Annotated in this window: 10 protein-coding genes; 7 read left to right on the top strand and 3 right to left on the bottom strand. The window is 45.0% G+C overall.

From position 1 onward, the window contains the following. Positions 1 to 14: 14 nt before the first annotated feature. Positions 15 to 896: an EamA family transporter gene (locus NTX44_11470; GenBank protein MCX6122221.1), complete on the bottom strand. Its 882-nt coding sequence runs from the start codon at positions 894 to 896 to the stop codon at positions 15 to 17. A 24-nt stretch (positions 897 to 920) separates the two neighbouring features. Continuing rightward, positions 921 to 3,242, bottom strand: a complete 2,322-nt coding sequence (locus tag NTX44_11465) for a TonB-dependent receptor (protein MCX6122220.1) — start codon at positions 3,240 to 3,242, stop codon at positions 921 to 923. 1,112 nt (positions 3,243 to 4,354) lie between these two features. Between NTX44_11465 and NTX44_11460 the strand changes: the two genes are divergently transcribed. Genes NTX44_11460 through NTX44_11450 form a run of 3 tightly spaced genes read left to right on the top strand, consistent with a single transcriptional unit; the run spans position 4,355 to position 9,870 of the window. Further along, complete coding sequence (locus NTX44_11460) at positions 4,355 to 4,876, top strand: NAD(P)H-dependent oxidoreductase subunit E (GenBank protein MCX6122219.1); 522 nt, start codon at positions 4,355 to 4,357, stop codon at positions 4,874 to 4,876. Continuing rightward, on the top strand, positions 4,873 to 8,034 hold the full coding sequence (locus NTX44_11455; GenBank protein ID MCX6122218.1) for an FAD-dependent oxidoreductase: 3,162 nt from the start codon (positions 4,873 to 4,875) through the stop codon (positions 8,032 to 8,034). Before NTX44_11460 ends, NTX44_11455 begins: the two co-directional genes overlap by 4 nt. 9 nt (positions 8,035 to 8,043) lie before the next feature. Then, complete coding sequence (locus NTX44_11450; GenBank protein MCX6122217.1) at positions 8,044 to 9,870, top strand: NADH-dependent [FeFe] hydrogenase, group A6; 1,827 nt, start codon at positions 8,044 to 8,046, stop codon at positions 9,868 to 9,870. A 90-nt stretch (positions 9,871 to 9,960) separates the two neighbouring features. Here NTX44_11450 and NTX44_11445 read toward each other — a convergent pair whose 3' ends face one another. Continuing rightward, positions 9,961 to 11,796 (bottom strand): tetratricopeptide repeat protein, encoded by a 1,836-nt coding sequence (locus tag NTX44_11445; GenBank protein MCX6122216.1) that lies wholly within the window; start codon positions 11,794 to 11,796, stop codon positions 9,961 to 9,963. A 186-nt stretch (positions 11,797 to 11,982) separates the two neighbouring features. On the opposite strand from NTX44_11445, the gene NTX44_11440 reads away from it, so the two are divergent. From NTX44_11440 to NTX44_11425, 4 genes are all read left to right on the top strand, one after another. Continuing rightward, the gene (locus tag NTX44_11440; protein ID MCX6122215.1) at positions 11,983 to 13,137 is read left to right on the top strand and encodes a 1-deoxy-D-xylulose-5-phosphate reductoisomerase; all 1,155 of its coding nucleotides are present in this window, start codon (positions 11,983 to 11,985) and stop codon (positions 13,135 to 13,137) included. 53 nt (positions 13,138 to 13,190) lie between these two features. Next, positions 13,191 to 14,504: an RIP metalloprotease RseP gene (gene rseP / locus NTX44_11435; protein ID MCX6122214.1), complete on the top strand. Its 1,314-nt coding sequence runs from the start codon at positions 13,191 to 13,193 to the stop codon at positions 14,502 to 14,504. A 90-nt stretch (positions 14,505 to 14,594) separates the two neighbouring features. Further along, complete coding sequence (locus NTX44_11430; GenBank protein ID MCX6122213.1) at positions 14,595 to 15,764, top strand: hypothetical protein; 1,170 nt, start codon at positions 14,595 to 14,597, stop codon at positions 15,762 to 15,764. An 18-nt stretch (positions 15,765 to 15,782) separates the two neighbouring features. Next, on the top strand, positions 15,783 to 17,489 hold the full coding sequence (locus NTX44_11425; protein MCX6122212.1) for a FecR domain-containing protein: 1,707 nt from the start codon (positions 15,783 to 15,785) through the stop codon (positions 17,487 to 17,489). The last annotated feature ends 84 nt before the right edge of the window (positions 17,490 to 17,573 follow it).

Raw genomic sequence — 17,573 nt, 5'->3', positions numbered from 1 at the left:
TTCAGTAGTATACTCTATCCAACATTTCTGAGAATGATAAACCCGGCTCCGACGATAAGCGCTCCCCCAATAAGTTTTTGTGCAAGCCTCTCTTCAGAAAAGATTTTACCGCCATAGAATGATGCATAGAGTATGGAAGTACGTTTGACAGCTAATACCAATGCTACCGGTGCAAATTTTGTTGCTTCAAGTTGAGTAAAGCGATACGCAATAGTTAAAAATGCCACTGCAACAATAAACGGAAGTTGGAGCGCTCCTTTTTGTACTGCCGCTTGAAAAGATTGTTTGCGAATGAACAAGAGAGAACCGAACATTACACAATAGACAATGTGCTGATAGAAGAGGACGACAAGTGGATCGGTTTTATATCCACTCATAAGAAGTTTGTCAAAGACAGATGAAACCGAAAACAACCCGAGCGCACCGTACATATAGTAATGATTTTTTAAGCGAAGCATTTCTTTGAATGGCTGAAAGAATTTTTGCGCCGGACGCTTTTCTAAAACATAGGTTCCTGCCATCATCATTCCAATCCCCAGCCATTCCCACTGATGAAGTGATTCTCCAATAATCAACAGGGCGGCAAGGGCCGTGACAGCGGGTGTCATACCAAGAATCGGTAACGCAGTGCTAATCTGATTATATTCTAAGGACATCATCACGAAAAGAAATGCGGCTCCACCAAGAATACTTTTTCCGACGATGATCAAGAACATTGATGGTGTGATGGAAGTGACATCCATCGATAATGGTATGAATAATGAAAAAATCAAAATGATGACGGAAACAAAAAACGAAAATTCTAGGGCAGTGAGCCGAAATAGAACTTTTTTCTGAATGACCGCTGCTGCCGCCGAGAGCAGTGCAGAGCAGGAAGCTAATGCGAACCAGAACATTCTCTTGATCCTCTTAAGAATTCATCATACAGCAACGGTGAGAGAAAGAAAATAATTCCTGCCAGGTTCCTCTTTGAGGAGACCGCGCAAGGTTGAAAGATGATTTTGGTACGCGTTGTTCAACACATTTTGAATCCCAGATCGAAGAGTCCATGTGCAGCAGCCGATATTCCATGGAACACTTACAATAGTGACGTCAACAACCGCATACCCGGCTGTGTGTATTTCTCCTGATGAAAGATTTCCTTGTGAAGCAGCACCTGAGCAAGAAATACTCATCGTACCAACACGCCGGATGTAGCTGCTCCATTCAACTCGCCCGTTGAACGGTGCAATCTGAGGCAAATCGGCGTGCTTGCGCGTATCTTGTCCGCGGACGTACGCCAGTGATGTTTTCAGAACGCTCCACGCTGTGAGTTCTATTTCACCGAAAAACTCATACCCGTACAATCTGGCTTCTCCAATATTGGTATTCATTGTGGCTGGACGTCCTTCGAACACACCTGGTGCGACACTCACAAGGTTCCTCAGTTGATTCAAAAAAAAATCCGTTCGAATATTTAAAACATCCGCATGGATATGAACTCCTGAATTTAAACAGAGACTTCTTTCGGGTTGGAGATTTGGATTTCCCACCTGAACACTTCCATTCCCAAGATCCAAAAATTGGTATCGTTCTTCAAGTGAAGGAGATCGAAATGCGGTTGCTGCAAGAAACGTCAGATCCATATGAGAATTGAGCGCATACTGCAATCCCGCGTTTGCGCTCCACGATTCATCGTGCGCGGAGCTACCGTTCCAGAGAATAGTAGAATCTACAGTATTCGTATACAGAACTCCGGAGACGATTACATATTCAGGATTAAATGTTTTGTCATTGCTGACACGAATCCAATCGTATCGAGCTCCTACTGTCATTGTCAATTTGTTGGGCAGGATGCTCCACTCGTCTTGTGCATAGATGCCTCCGCTGAAAAACTTTGATGAAGGAATCGGACGTTCTCCAATAATTTTGTCCGCACTCTTATTGTTTTTTTCTCTCCGGCTGTCTAATTCTCGTTCCCATGCTTCTGCGCCCAGAACAAGAAGATGATCGGTTGTTGGAACTATCTTGGATTCCAGCTGGATGCTCATTGTTGTATGGATTGCATGCGGCGTCACGGTGAGTGTCGGACTTTGAATAATCTCAACATTCCGATCAATTTCCTGTCGCGACATCCGGAACGCGATCAGCGGCAGTCTTGAAAAACTATTTGGAATGTCATATTCTATTGCAAAAAGTTCGCGGCGAGCAAGTGTGTACCGAACTGCCGATGTTGCACCAAAGGCAGAACCACCGGGTATACCGGTATCCTCCGCTTGCGAACGCTGATAAGAAATAAAGAGAGATTGTTCATCAATTGTTTTTATTCCCAAAGAGCCCGTGAGACTGAAATCATGATACTGAGAGTTCGGAAGAACACCGTCGGGTGTGGCAGTATTCCCCGCGTTTCGGTATCCGCCGCTCATTCGCGCTGCATAGTGATCTGACGAACCTTCAACAGCCGCATACTGTGACCATCCTCCATCGACGCTGGATGCACTATTTGTCAATTCGGCTTTCATCTGCATTTGATCGGTGAACGAGGCACGCTTTGTTACGAGATGGAAGACACCTCCCAGCGCTCCCGTTCCATAAAGCACCGACCCGGAAGATTTCAGTATTTCGACTCTTTCAAGATCAAGGATGTTGATAAGAGAAAGCGCTCCGGCAATATCGTTGGCAGTTTCAATTCTTGTATTATCAATTAAAGAGACAATATTGGACCGGCTCATGCCACGGATCGAAATAGCGGTCTCCCATGTTCCATCGCGCACAAGAGCAATACCTGGCAATTTACTCAGTGCATCGGAGATGGTCACAGTGGAAAATTGTGTGAGACGGTCGTTCATTTCAATAACAACGGGATATGGTATATTGCTCATGACAGACGATGTACGTGTGCTTCGAACAACCACTTCATCAGACTTAAATAGCGCAGGACGAAGATTGATGACGATACTATCCTTTTGATGAAGAGAAAGAACGATACGACACTCAGTCTGGGCATAGGCAATATGACGCACGGAGAGTGTATATTGTCCGGAAGAAAGCTGTTCATACTGAAAACGACCTTCATCGTCCGTGCTCTTTCGCTTCCCTGTTTCGAGCACTTCTACGATTGCTTGAGCTACCGGTTGATGCGTCGACGCATCGACAACTTTTCCATTGAGCGAAATTGATTGTGAAAGGGCTAACGAAAAATCAAAAACAAAGAGCATGAAATATACTGATATTTGCTTACGATAGAACCAACAGACTTTCATAGGTACAGTGCTCCAAAAAAAATGCCGGTACACAATGTACCGGCCTACGAGTATACTATTATAAACTAATTATTTTTATCGATTGAAGCAACGATCTCGTAGTGTTCTATTTTCACATAGTTTATTATTTAAAAGATAGATTCTCACCACACTTTTAGTCCGATTCGATGTATGCATCGAATCGAGATCTCGATCCGACTTTAGTCGCGACCGCGACTGCCATATGGCAGTCGGGCAAAGTCGGATTGGCATCTTATTTAAGCCCCCAGTAAGATTCCCTGCCCGCCGAAGTACCTTCGGCACGCAGGCAGGCCGATTGAAACATTCGGGAATGACAAAGGAGGCTCTGTCATTCCCGCGGACTGTAAGCGGGAATCTAAAATAGCTCTCTACTCATGATTTCTATTTCAGTATGAACTTGAACGATGATTCAATGTATCAACCCAATGGCAACAAAAGATAAATTCATCTTACGAGATTATTTCATCGAACTGTTAAGATGAGAACTTGTATTCTCAACAACACTATTTCCAACAGTCAAAGAATTTCTATCGCGTCGATGGATTGTTGAGGTTTATATGAAAACAGGACGTTTGTTGTTTGTATTTTCATCACAATAAAATGAATATTTGAAAAGTACCGTTCAATATATTTTATTTTTACGGTACACGATGAAAAAGTTTAACTGTTTATGTCTTTCTTCTTTATATTATACCCGTGCCTATTGGCATTCGATGAAGTAAAAGTGACATCATATATTGATAAGCAGCTCGTTCCCTTTGAGGATATTCTTGTTGAATTTGATCCAGGAAACCGTTTTTCGTTTTTTAAAATAATTAATCGTCAAGCGAAAACGTTGCGAGTATAAAAGAAGTTTAGAATTCTCTAATCTTCATACATCACCAATATCAAGCACCGCATTCTGCGTACACCGTACTTATGCGATGTGAATGACCAGCCGCTTCACTTTCCGAATACCAAGAACTCAAAGTGCTTTTATATCATTTCTAAAAAAAATGATGACCTTTTGCTCTCATTTCTTTTGGAATGAAAGTTGCAGAGAATAACGCATCGTCTCGATACGCACTGAAAAAATATTATGAGGAGCCATTATGGATGGAACACAAACGTTATCGCGGGAATTGCAGGAAATCGATTCAGTCGTCACAAAACACAAGGGGCAGCATGGGGAATTGTTAAGTATCCTTGAGGAAACTCAACTTCTGAACGAACAAAAATTTCTTTCCGAGGAAGCTCTCAACCACGTTGCACTCCGGACCGGCGTTCCTCTCTCCCGGGTATATAACGTCGTCACTTTTTTTTCATTCTTCAATCTCAAACCTCAAGGCAAACATACTCTCACTGTCTGCCGGGGAACCGCCTGCCATACAAAAGGATCAAAAGCGTTACTCGATGATCTGGGACTCATGCTGGGATGCAGTAAAGAGCTTGAAGAAGGAGAATCTTTTTTTACCACGCCAGACAACCAGTTCACAATTTCCACGGTAGCATGTTTCGGCCAATGTGCACTCGCACCAGTCGTCGCGATCGACGGAATCATTTACAGTAATGTGACAACCGCTAAACTGCAAAAGCTTCTTGGAAAAATTTCTAAGGAGAAGAAAAAATCATGAAGATACAGCAAGCTTCAATGTTAGAAAAGTTGCGGCACGAGGGAATGGCAAAGTTTGTTCCTCCTGTTCCAAAAATTTCAGTCGGCATGGGAACATGCGGCCTCGGAAATGGTGCAAAAGAAGTGTACGAAAGTCTGCAAAAAGCTATCAAAGCAAAAAGAGCGAAGATACAACTTACCTCTGTGGGCTGCTTTGGTTTTTGTGCCGAAGAGACTCTTGTCAATTGTTATGTGCCGGGACAGCCGCTTGTCATCTTACATAAAGTAACCCCAAAAGATGCAGAGAGTATTGTTGATGGTCTGTGCAGGGGTATGATACCGCTGAAGAAGGCGCTGTGTAGAATCGAGAATTGGAATTTCTATACATCCAGAGTAGAGTTTGGGACCGGACTGAGCAGTGTTCCTTTATGGAATGAAATTCCATTCTTCAAGGGGCAAAAGAAGATCGTCCTTCGCGATTCCGGATTGATTAATCCCGAAGATATTGAAGAATACATCGCCGTTGGCGGGTACAGCGCCTTGATGAAGGCATTAACACAAATGACCCCTGATGCTGTTCTCGATGAGGTCAAGAAATCCAAACTGCGCGGTCGCGGCGGAGCAGGTTTCCCGACAGCTATCAAATGGGAAATGATGAAGAAAGTCGAAACAGATAAAAAATATATTATCTGCAACGCGGATGAAGGTGATCCCGGCGCTTATATGAACCGGAACGAAATTGAAAGCGATCCTCATGCCCTTATAGAGGGAATGCTGATTGGCGCATATGTGATGGGTGCTTCTGAAGGCATTATGTATGTGCGCGCAGAGTATCCTCTTGCAGTAGAACGATTCAAAAAAGCGGTCGCCGTTGCGAGGGAATACGGAATACTCGGCAAGAATATTTTCGGATCTTCATTTAGTTTCGACATGTCCTATGTGGAAGGAGCTGGTGCATTTGTGTGCGGCGAGGAAACTGCTCTCATCGCTTCGATCGAAGGCAGAGCCGGACGACCGCTTCCCCGGCCTCCGTATCCCGCACAAAAAGGACTCTGGGGTAAACCGACCAATATTAATAATGTGGAGACATGGATTAATATCCCTCTCATTCTCACGATTGGCGGAGATGCATTTGCAAAGTTTGGAACACAGACGAGCACGGGGACAAAAGTCTTTTCACTTGTCGGAAAAATAAAGAACACCGGTCTTGTTGAACTGCCGCTTGGTACACCGCTGGAAAACATTATCTATCAGATGGGCGAAGGAACGGGAAACAAAAAGAAAATTCGTGCAGTACAAACGGGCGGTCCATCAGGCGGATGCATCCCGGTTGAACACTTCAATACTCCGGTTGATTATGAATCCCTCACAAAGCTGGGCACAATTATGGGCTCCGGCGGTATGGTTGTGATGGATCAGGACAATTGTATGGTGGATGTTGCGAGGTACTTCGTTGAAGTGACGTATTCTGAATCGTGCGGGAAGTGCACACCCTGCCGTGAAGGACTTGCGCAAGCACTCGCACTTCTCAATAAAATCACACGCGGCGAAGCGACGATGCAAGATCTCGACACACTTGAGCGATTAGCATATGTGATTCGGGATTCTGCGCTTTGTGGATTGGGACAAACGAGTTCGAATCCCGTCTTGAGCACGTTGCGTTACTTCCGTGATGAATACGAAAAACATATAATCCAAAAGCGGTGTAAAGCCGGTGTGTGTGAAAGTTTGTTTATGGCGCTCTGTGAAAACAGCTGCCCCATGCATATGAATATTCCTGGGTACCTTCAATTGTTAAAAGAAGGACGGATCGAAGAAGCATTTGAACTGACACTGCGTGATAATCCCCTGCCGGGTACGGTTGGAAGAATTTGCTATTTCCATTGCCAGATGCGATGCCGCAGAGATATGGTGGATGATCCGGTCTCACAAGGCGATATTCACCGTTACCTTGCAGATACGATGTACAAAATGGGCAAGGAGCGAGAAATTTATCAACGGCTGATCAAAGAAAAACTATCACCTACTGGGAAGAAAGTTGCCATTGTTGGGGCAGGACCTGCAGGATTGACAGCAGCATATTTTCTTGTTCGTCTAGGCCACAGCGTCACCGTGTATGATAACCATGCAAAGGCCGGTGGAATTCTGCAATATGGAATTCCCGCATATCGTCTTCCGAAGGACGGTCTCAACAAGGAACTCGAACTCTTTAAAAAGCTTGGAGTCAAGTTCGTTTTCCATACGCGTATTGGCAAAGAATTGTCCTTTAAAAATCTGCAAAAGCAAAACGATGCTGTCTTCCTTGCCATCGGTGCCCAGAAAGATATTGAACTTGATATTCCGGGCAACCATCTTGCAGGAGTTCTTCAAGGTTATGAATTCCTTGAGGAATTTGCCAGCGGGAAGAAACTTCACGTTGGAAAGAAAGTGGTTGTGGTCGGCGCTGGCAATGTGGCAATTGATGCTGCACGTTCATGTCTGCGGCTTGGTGCTGATGTAACAATCGTCTATCGCCGCGATAAAGATGAAATGCCGGCAAATGCGCATGAAATTAAAGATGCCATAGATGAGAATATCCGATTTATGTTTTTGTCTGCACCTCATCGAGTCATTAGTGATATAAAAGGAAGAGTCACAGGCCTTGAAATTCACAAAATGAAATTTGATGGCTTTGATAATACTGGACGAAAGAAACCGATAGAAACCGGCGAGACAGCAATTGTGGAATGCAATACGATTATTCTTTCCGTCGGTGAGAAAGTTGAATTTGAATCTGCAAAGGAAATCGGCTTGGAACTCCGAAAGAATGGTTCAATCAAAGTGCAGCAGCCAAGCTGTCGTACCAACTTATCGAAGGTCTATGCAGGTGGCGATGCAGTGACCGGACCGGCAACGGTTTCCGAAGCTATGGGACTTGCCCGCCAGGCAGCAGAAGCAATCGATATTGATCTCATGAAGGAGAAACGATTCCACCGTTTATTCAGGGATTTCAAATACAAAGATGAAGTGATCCCTGAACCGGAAGGCGGCAAAAAAATCGATCCAAAAAAACTTCCCGTCAAGGAGCGCATTTCAAGCTTCCAGGAAGTTCTCGGCGGATATTCCGGCGAAGAAGCCCTGCAGGAAGCTGCCCGTTGTCTGCGATGCGATGTCAAATGCCACCAAGAAGAGGAAAACTAAGAGGATCCCATGGAAACGAAGATGATCAATATTAAAATTAACGGTACCGATTACCAGGCTCCCGATGGTATAACAATACTCGATGCCTGCAAACGCGCTGGAATTGAAATACCAACACTCTGCTATCTTGAAGATGTTTCTCGAAATTCTTCATGCGGAGTTTGTGTCGTTGAAGTGAAAGGTGCGCGGTCGCTTGTTCGCTCCTGCACTGCTTGTGTACATGAAGGAACCGAGATTGCGACAAACTCGGCACGTATCCGTGATGCAAGAAAAACGAACGTCGAATTGATTCTTGCCAATCATCCAAAAGACTGTCTTTCATGTTTGCGCAATCAGAACTGCGAATTGCAGACGATTGCTTCTGATCTTGGTATAAAAGACGGTCAATTTGTTCGTACCAAAAAAGAACAACTCTGTGACGAGACCTCGTCTTCCATCATCAGAGATCCGAACAAGTGCATCTTGTGCGGCAGGTGTATAGCTGTCTGCGGCACTGTTCAAACAGTATATGCTATCGGTCTCTCCGGACGCGGCATCAGAACAAAAGTCACGACCTATATGGAAAAAGGGCTTGGGAATGTTGCCTGTACGAATTGCGGGCAATGCGCGCTCGTGTGTCCTACCGGCGCCATCGTCGAACGTGATGACACAGACAATGTGTTTGAAGAACTCATGAATCCGGACAAAGTTGTTGTCGTGCAGACTGCACCGGCTATTCGCGTTGGTATTGGTGAAGCGATGGGAATGGAGTCCGGAAGTCTTGTAACGGGAAAAATGGTTGCAGGTTTGCGCCGGCTCGGCTTTAACAAAGTTTTCGATACACAATTCACTGCCGATTTAACAATTATGGAAGAAGGGCATGAATTAATCAAACGCATCACCAACAAAGGTACTCTGCCGATGATCACCTCCTGCTCACCGGGATGGATAAAATTTGCAGAGCATTTTTTCCCGAATTCTCTCGCACATCTGTCTACTTGCAAATCACCGCAGCAAATGTTCGGCTCTGTAGCGAAAACGTACTATGCTGCGAAGATGGGAATCGATCCGCGAAAGATGGTCGTTGTTTCCATTATGCCATGCACAGCGAAGAAATATGAAGCAAAGCGTCCCGAGATGATGAGTGCCTTTGAGCATTGGAAAGATAAAAAAGGATGGTCGCAAGACGATGCGTTTTATGATGTCGATTATGTATTGACGACAAGAGAGCTTGCCCGGATGTTTAAGGAATCTGGAATTCAATTTTCTCATCTTCCAGCCGAAGAATTTGACAACCCGTTGGGCGAATCGACGGGCGCTGCAGTGATTTTTGGCGCAACAGGCGGTGTTATGGAAGCCGCACTCAGAACTGCGTATGAAGTAGTGACCGGTAAGCCGCTTGCGAACATCAATTTCACGGCTGTTCGCGGTATGGAGGGAATCAAAGAAGCTGAAGTTGATATGAACGGTACGAAAGTCAAAGTTGCAGTTGCACACACGCTGGGTAATGCGCGGAAGCTTTTCGAACAAATAGAAAAGAAGGAATCACCGTACGCATTCATCGAAGTGATGACATGCCCGGGCGGATGTCTTGGCGGCGGTGGCCAGCCGATTCCAACAACATGGGCAATAAGAAAGAAAAGAGCCGAATCCATTTATCTGGAAGATGCAAACAAACCAATTCGCAAGTCGCATGAGAATACTCAGGTCGCTGCGTTGTACAAAGAGTTCCTGAAAGAACCCTTGGGACATCTTTCCCATCATCTTCTCCATACACATTATGAGAAACGCGGGATCTTTGTTTGGAAAACAAATGGAGTGGAAAAGAAAAAGAAAGAAACGGAACACGCATTATAGGTACACCAATCCGATCGCTTTAAGCGGTCGGATTGGTTATCATGGAAGTAAATGCAACAAAAGGCTCAGAGAATCTGAGCCTTTTGTTTATTACAGATTATCTCCCCTCAAGAGCCGTATTCTCTTCCGGGATTCTTCCGCATAAAGAGAATTTGGAAATTGTGCAAGCAGTTTTTCGTACGCTTCAATCGCTTGTGCTTTGTCGTTCAAAACCGTTTGATAAATTTCTGCGATCCTTAACTGCGCCCGGTCTTTGAGAATGCTCAACTGAATTGAGTCGGCAATAAAACGAAACGCCGTTATTGCTTCATTGGGACGATTCAATAAAAGATGCAACTCACCAACCTTCATCATCGCGTCATCCACCAACAATGCGGTTGAATAGTGTTTGACAATATCTTGAAACTGCATGAGCGACTCCGAGTATTTACGCTGGCGCATCATCAAGTCGGCTTTGGCAAACTCGGTCAACGCTTGCGGTGCAGAAGTATTATTTTCCTGAATAAAGTATTGCAGCTGCAATGCGTCATTCGTTAAATCCGTCGTGAGATTCGTATTGAATCGCTTCAGCATTGATAATGCCGTATCGAACTTTGCCTCGAAGTAATCCAGTTCCGCTAATTTGAATGCCGCCTGGTCTTGATACACCACCAGTGAAATCTTGCTCAGCCGTTCATATTCTTTCCGTGCTTCGGTAAGATTGTTCCGCGCAATTTGTATATCACCACTCTTGAGCACAGCATCATGAGAAATATTTATTGTTGACGGTACGTCTTTCAATCGGTTGAATGCATTGAGCGCACCATCAAGATCGAAGAGTTTTTCAAACTTGATGACGCCGATACGATACAATGATTGAGCGGCGAGTTCGGAATTCGCATATTCGGCAGCAATCGATTCATACAATGGAATCGAGTTGCTGTACGTGAGCTGTGATCCTGACGACGATGCCGCCGTATCCGTCAGACCAATAGGTTCTTCAAGTGCTCGAGCATATCCGAAACGTGCATAGGGAAGAAGCTGAGGACTTTTATGCTCATCAATAACTTCTTTGAATGCTTCCGCTGCCGTTTTGTATGCTCGTTCTTGATGTAACCGCTGGGCAAAATTGTAGAGTTCATTCCCTTTCGCGTTCGAGAGACGATCGATGATACGATATTGCTCCAATGCTGTATCGTAGCGCCGTTCCTCTGATAAGAGCCACGCATACAATCTGTGCAGAGCGATATTGTCCGGCAAGTTTTTCAATTCATCCCTTACCGTCTCGGATGCGGCACTGAGACCTTCCGGTTTTGAAGTAAAAGCACTAAGGCGCGACTGAATAAAAGGCAATTGATCCGGTGTTGCCTTGATGAGACGGAGATATTCTTTTGTTGCAGATGTGTACTGCTGAAGCGCCGTGTAAAGATTTCCTAATTCATCTGCAAATGCTGCGTCACTCTTACTCATCGAACGTCCGTCAAGATAAACGCGGATGCATTGATCATACATCCGGTGCTGCAGCATTTCGTTGGCAACAACGCGGTACATTTGCACATTTCGCGGATCGATGGCAATGACCGATTTCCACACCGAGTCGGCGGCCGCCTCGTTACCGGAATCATAATAGAGCCCGCCGAGGGTTGTCATCTTACTGATATCTCGCGGTTGAATGATCAGCCATCGGCGAATAACGTTGATAGCTTTGCCGTACTCTTTGATTTGCGTGTAACTGCGCTGGAGTCCATCGAGGAATAAAAAATTAGTTGGTTCTAATGTGCTCAGGTCTTCGTAGAGAGCTACTGCACGTTCCCATTCGCCAGCTTCTTCAAATCCCTGCGCGAGACGAAGCTTCATGAGTTTATCGGTTTCCTGAGCGCGAGCGAATTGGAAAAGTGTAAGAATCCCAAACAAGAATACTATCCAAATTTTATTTTTACTTTTCACTTTCTACTTTCTACTTTATTCTCCGTCAATATACAAAAAGCAATTTCGATTTGCGATGATGGATTGCGTCAATTGGTAGTGACTCGGTGTAGTGCGGTCAGTCCGATTTGTCCGACTATGTTAACACTACCTGTTAATCGCCTTCCTTGACATGCCTAGCGAATTTGATTACCTTGAAACAGCAGCATGAGTCAGAATCCAAAGCATATTGCTATCCTTGGTTCAACCGGATCTATCGGCCGGAACTGCCTTTCAGTTATTCATAATCTCGCAGACAGATTCAGCATTACTTATCTTACAACTAATACCAACATCGAACTGCTGCAAAATCAGATTGCGCATTTTCACCCGCGCGGTGTTGTCGTGTTAGACGAAGCCAAAGCTGCAGTGTTGCGATCGATAGTTGGCGATTCGGTGGAAGTACTCGCCGGCCGCGAGGGATTGCTGGAAATTGTTCGCAGGGATGATGTCGATCTCGTCATCAACTCCATTGTCGGGTTTGCCGGATTGAAGCCGACCGTCGAGGCAATCAAACATCGAAAACACATTGCACTCGCGAACAAAGAGACACTTGTCGTTGCCGGAGACCTTGTTACTTCGTTAGTCAAGGAATACGGTGTTCATCTCGTTCCCATTGATAGTGAGCACAGCGCTATTCTGCAATGTCTTGTAGGCGAAGATCGGAACAGCGCGAACAGGATTATCCTGACAGCATCCGGCGGACCGCTTCTGAACACGCCTCAAGATACATTCGCATCGATTACAGTTGAACAAGCGCTGAATCATCCTAATTGGAAAATGGGAAATAAGATTACCATCGACTCAGCCACATTGATGAACAAGGGTTTGGAAGTGATTGAAGCGCGCTGGCTCTTTGGTCTTCCGGTAGAACGCATTGATGTTGTCATTCACCCGCAATCCATTATTCATTCGATGGTCGAGTTCGTGGATGGTTCCATAAAAGCTCAGCTTGGCGTACCGGATATGAAACTTCCGATTCAATACGCATTAACATATCCTGAACGATGCCCGATGAGCGGCAACCATGTAGATTTTCCAAAGTTGCACTCGATGACATTTTTTGCGCCTGACCGCAATAAATTTCGCTGCCTGCAATTAGCATACGATGCAATGGCGTTGGGCGGAACTGCTCCCGCCATTATGAATGCGGCAAATGAAGTTGCAGTGCAGGCTTTTTTAGAAAAGAAAATTACATTTTGCCGAATTCCAGAACTCATTGAGCAGGCGCTTGCCAAACAAACAAACCACGTTTCGCCTGATCTTGAACACACATTTCAAAGCGACCATAATACGCGCGAATATGTCCGAACTTTATTGTAACCTGCAGTGTTAAAGAGCTTACACAATAATAAAAACAAGAGTGAATTAAATTTATGGCGATAGTAAGTACGATATTCTATTTTATCATCACGATTGGTATTCTTGTACTGGTGCACGAACTGGGACACTTCCTTGCCGCCAAGTTTTTTAAGATGCGTGTCGATACCTTCAGTTTAGGATTTCCGCCGCGCGCGTTTGGCAAAAAAATTGGCGAAACCGATTACTGTATTTCATGGGTTCCCATTGGCGGCTATGTGAAGATTGCCGGTATGATCGACGAGAGCTTCGACAATGAATTTTTGAATAAAGAGCCGCAACCATGGGAGTTTCGTTCGAAGCCTATATGGCAGCGCATGATCGTTATTTCCGCTGGTGTCATTATGAATCTTTTGCTCGCTATTTTAATTTTTTGGGGAATAATTTTCCATCAGGGCAAGACGATTCACCCTGTGACGGAAATCGGTTATGTAGAACCAAATAGTCCCGCCGCAAAATCCGGTTTGCACATGGGCGATAAATTCGTTTCCATCAATAATCATCCTATGAAACAGTGGGATGAAATTGAAAGCACGCTGTATACAGAATCGGTGGCACATGATTTAACGATACAGATACAACGTTCCGGTACAGTCAATACTTTTTTTATCCGTCGTTCAGAACTGCCAGATTTTACTGAAGAACGATTTGGCGTTTTCCCTGCTGGGTTCGTTCCTGTTGTAGATCTTGTGGAGCATGGAAAGCCAGCTGAACAGATTGGCTTACAGCCCGGAGATACACTTCTTGCGGTGAACGAAAAACCAGTGAGCTTTGGTTCACTCCAGGAAGCGATTCGAACAAATGCCGGGAAAGAAATTTTGCTGTCATGGGCACGTGGAAATCAGAAAATGAATGCGCATGTAAAGCCAACTGCCGAAGGACGCATTGGAGTTTCTTTAGATCGAGTATATCAGGGACCAATCATTCACGAACAATATTCCTTCTTCGAAGCTCTTCCGATTAGTATGAGAGAATTAAAAACAATAAGCGTTCTGTTTCTTTCCAATATATACCAAATAGTAGCAGGAAAAGCTTCGCTTAGTAAATCGATGGGCGGACCTATAAAGATTGCTCAGTTGGCAAAGCGCTCTGCTGATACTGGCGTCTTGGAGTTCTTCGGATTCATCAGCTTATTAAGTATTAGTCTTGCTTTGCTGAATATTCTTCCATTCCCAGCACTCGATGGAGGACATCTTGTCTTTCTCGTCTATGAGGCTGTGTTTAGGCGGGAAGTACCAAGTAAAGTAAGAATTGCCATTCAACAAGCAGGGTTTATCTTGCTGCTTGTATTTATGGCGTTCGTTCTTTATAATGATGTCGTGAATTTTTAAACCCTGTCTGTGTGATAGTTGTCAACGTTTTTTATTGCTCCATCGGCTATACTAGTAGAGAAAACAAACAATACGGAGGAGTTACACACCATGAAATGGACAATGAATAGGAATGCACTCATCGGCATCGTTCTTCTGGCCGCTGTACTGAGCTGTTCAAGGACCTTTGCTCAAACCATGAAGGTGTCTCTCGATTTCCAGATGTACGATGTCGTCTATCTCACCGATTTTGTTGATGTTAAAAGCCAACAACTTAACCCAAACATCTCTGGAATATCGCTTACTTTGCAGACAGTAGGTGTCGAACCAACAGCGTGGGTCTGTGTCTATGTCGAGATGCATGTTCAACTTCGCGGTGAAGCTGATCAAGAATTGATGCATGCGTATACAAATAATTTCAGAGTGAATGGATCACGTGTGCTTGCGGCGCGTGATTTTGCAAAAGGCGGGAGCAGCGAGATTTATATCCGGGATGGCGTTGGAACGTATGTAGAAAACGCGACTCTGCGCAAACGCCTGGAAGATATGGCAGCGAAAAACCCGACCGCGCCTCCCGGTAAATATACTGTCATTATGAAAGTGTTTAAAGCGACTTCTGAAAATCCCAATGATAGGGGTGTTCCACGTACAACAGAAGTTCTCGGCGGAGACACGAAAACGATTACCGTTCAGTTCTCAACGGCTGATGAAGTATTTGTGGAGATTACAGATCCGAAGAACGGAAGCTTCTTTAGCAATCTTGCACCTACGTTTAACTGGACATCGAGTGCACCTGTGAGAGTTTCAGTGTACGAAGCTTTAGCGAATCACCGTTCACCACAAGATGCACTCACGGGTGGAAATCCAAGTCTCGTTCGGACATCATACGGCGATCCTCCTGACTTCAGCGGAACATCGCTCACCTATCCCTCTAATGCTGAACGCAAGCTGGAACAAAACAAAGCCTATGTTCTTCAGGTTGAGGCAAAAGTAGCAACGAATCGTGGCGACGTGATGCGTAAGAGTCTTCCGGTGGTGTTCCGCATTACTGATGATAAGGTCGGACAAATGCTGGATAATTTTTTGAACGCTTTCAGCGGTTCCGCATCAGCAACATATGCAACGCTTCGAGCAGACCCGGTGAACTGGGTAGCATGGCCGTCCTACGGAAACATCATACTCGATGGCAGTACGTTAACAGAGACCGATCTGCAAACACTTATCAATGATCTATCTAACCGTACCGATTTGAAACTACAACTTGGTGTTGAAAACCAATAAGCGCTGAAGGAGAAAGCCATGATAAAGAAGATCGTTGTCGTTAGTGTGTTGGTGCTCCTTGGTGTGCTTTCGCTGGGGCAAAAAACACAGCAGGACAAAAAAGATATTTCCGCCTACATTGTGAAAGTTATCCGGGATGTGAATATGAAATCTCCTGCAACAGGATGGCAAAAGGCGGTTCCATTAAGCAAATTAAAATCTGGGTATGAAGTACAAACGGATAAAGGATCCTTAGCAATGATTCTCTTCGCGGATCAATCGAAGCTTATTCTTCGCGAGAAATCTATCGTAACAATTAAAGGTGAAGTGCAGGGAAAAGAGATCCTCAGCCGCAGCGTTCACATGGATCGTGGAAACATGATTTTCAATGTGAAGAAAGCGGAGACTGAACAATTTCGGTTTTCTTCTCCGATTTCGGTTGCATCCATTCGCGGCACTGAAGGCGGATATAGCACCGGCGGCAATGCAGACTTTTTTACCATTTCTCTTGGTTTGGCAGAATTCACTAATTCTATCTCCGGCCGTTCCACACACGTCAGTACGGGTAACACAGCGATTGCTGACAGCACAGGAGGTCTGGATCTTCGCAAAGCGAGTAAAAAGGAACTCGATAATATTAAAAGTGGAGCATCTGAGGGCGAAGGCGAACACAGAGGCAGAGGAGAAACATCTTCGGCAAAAGGTGTCGTTGTTTCCGGTACCATTGCATTCGATCCGTCTCCTTCAGTTGGCAATACAACGACAGCCAAATTAGATTTGAACCAAACGGATACTGTCATTGCAGGTGTAAATTTGTTTTATCGAACAAAGGGTACAACAGACTACACACAAGCAACGATGGCGTTGGATGGGAAAATTGCGTCAGTTGAAATCCCAGCCGCAAAAGTTGCAAGCCCGGCGTTGGAATATTATTTTTCCATTACCATTGGCAAACAGAGCATTACCTTACCATCAGGCGGAGCAAGTTCACCCGGTTCAGTATCGGTTGCGAAAGCGGTTTTTTCCACTAGCGGTACCGGAATTACTATCACCGCCACACCCATGTTTAGTCCATCGCCGATTCGTTCGTTCACGAACCTTCAATCATCGCTCGATCTTTCTTCTGTTGCCGGACAACTCAATTCTGTTACACTCAACTATCGCCGCGGCGGTGATGCGGCTTTCAAATCTTTGGTGATGACGCTTTCCAACAAAGTTGCATCAGGCACAATTCCAGGTGTCGATGTGCGCGCGCCTGAAATTGAATTCTATTTCGTCATTAAATTGCAAGATTCTGTCAGTACCGAAATCACACTTCCAGGTGATGGTGTCACAAGTCCAATGAAGTTGAGCGTTCCGCCGTTGATGAGAATTGTTCCTGAATTTGGCCAGTTAAAGTCGAAAAACGCAGGATCGGTGCGGGTAGATTTTTCCTCGTTACAGGCGAATGTAAGCGCGATAAGTCTTTTCCACCGCAAGCAGAATGAGCCGACATTTACGGAACTTATTCTCACACCTTCCGGACAGGTTGCAACCGGACAGTTAGATGGAGAGAAAGTAAAATTTCCGCAACTAGAATATTATGTTTCCATCCGTTTTGACGACGGATCAACGATTACCGTACCACAAGATGGAGCAACCAATCCTGCGGCAGTGCAGGTGCAATCGGTCCAACGCGAACTTCGCATCCCGGGCCAAACCGGATCGCTGCAGAAAAAAGTTCTCGTCCTGAAATGGAGCGAATAATCTGATCCGAGCTATGCCGGGTCTTGCATTATATAGTTGCTTTTAATACATTGAACGGCGGGCGCAGTACGCACCCGCCGTTTT

It is taken from the genome of Ignavibacteriales bacterium, assembly GCA_026390575.1.
Lineage (GTDB): Bacteria > Bacteroidota > Ignavibacteria > UBA10030 > UBA10030 > Fen-1298.
This window is presented reverse-complemented; position numbering and strand designations above follow the sequence as displayed.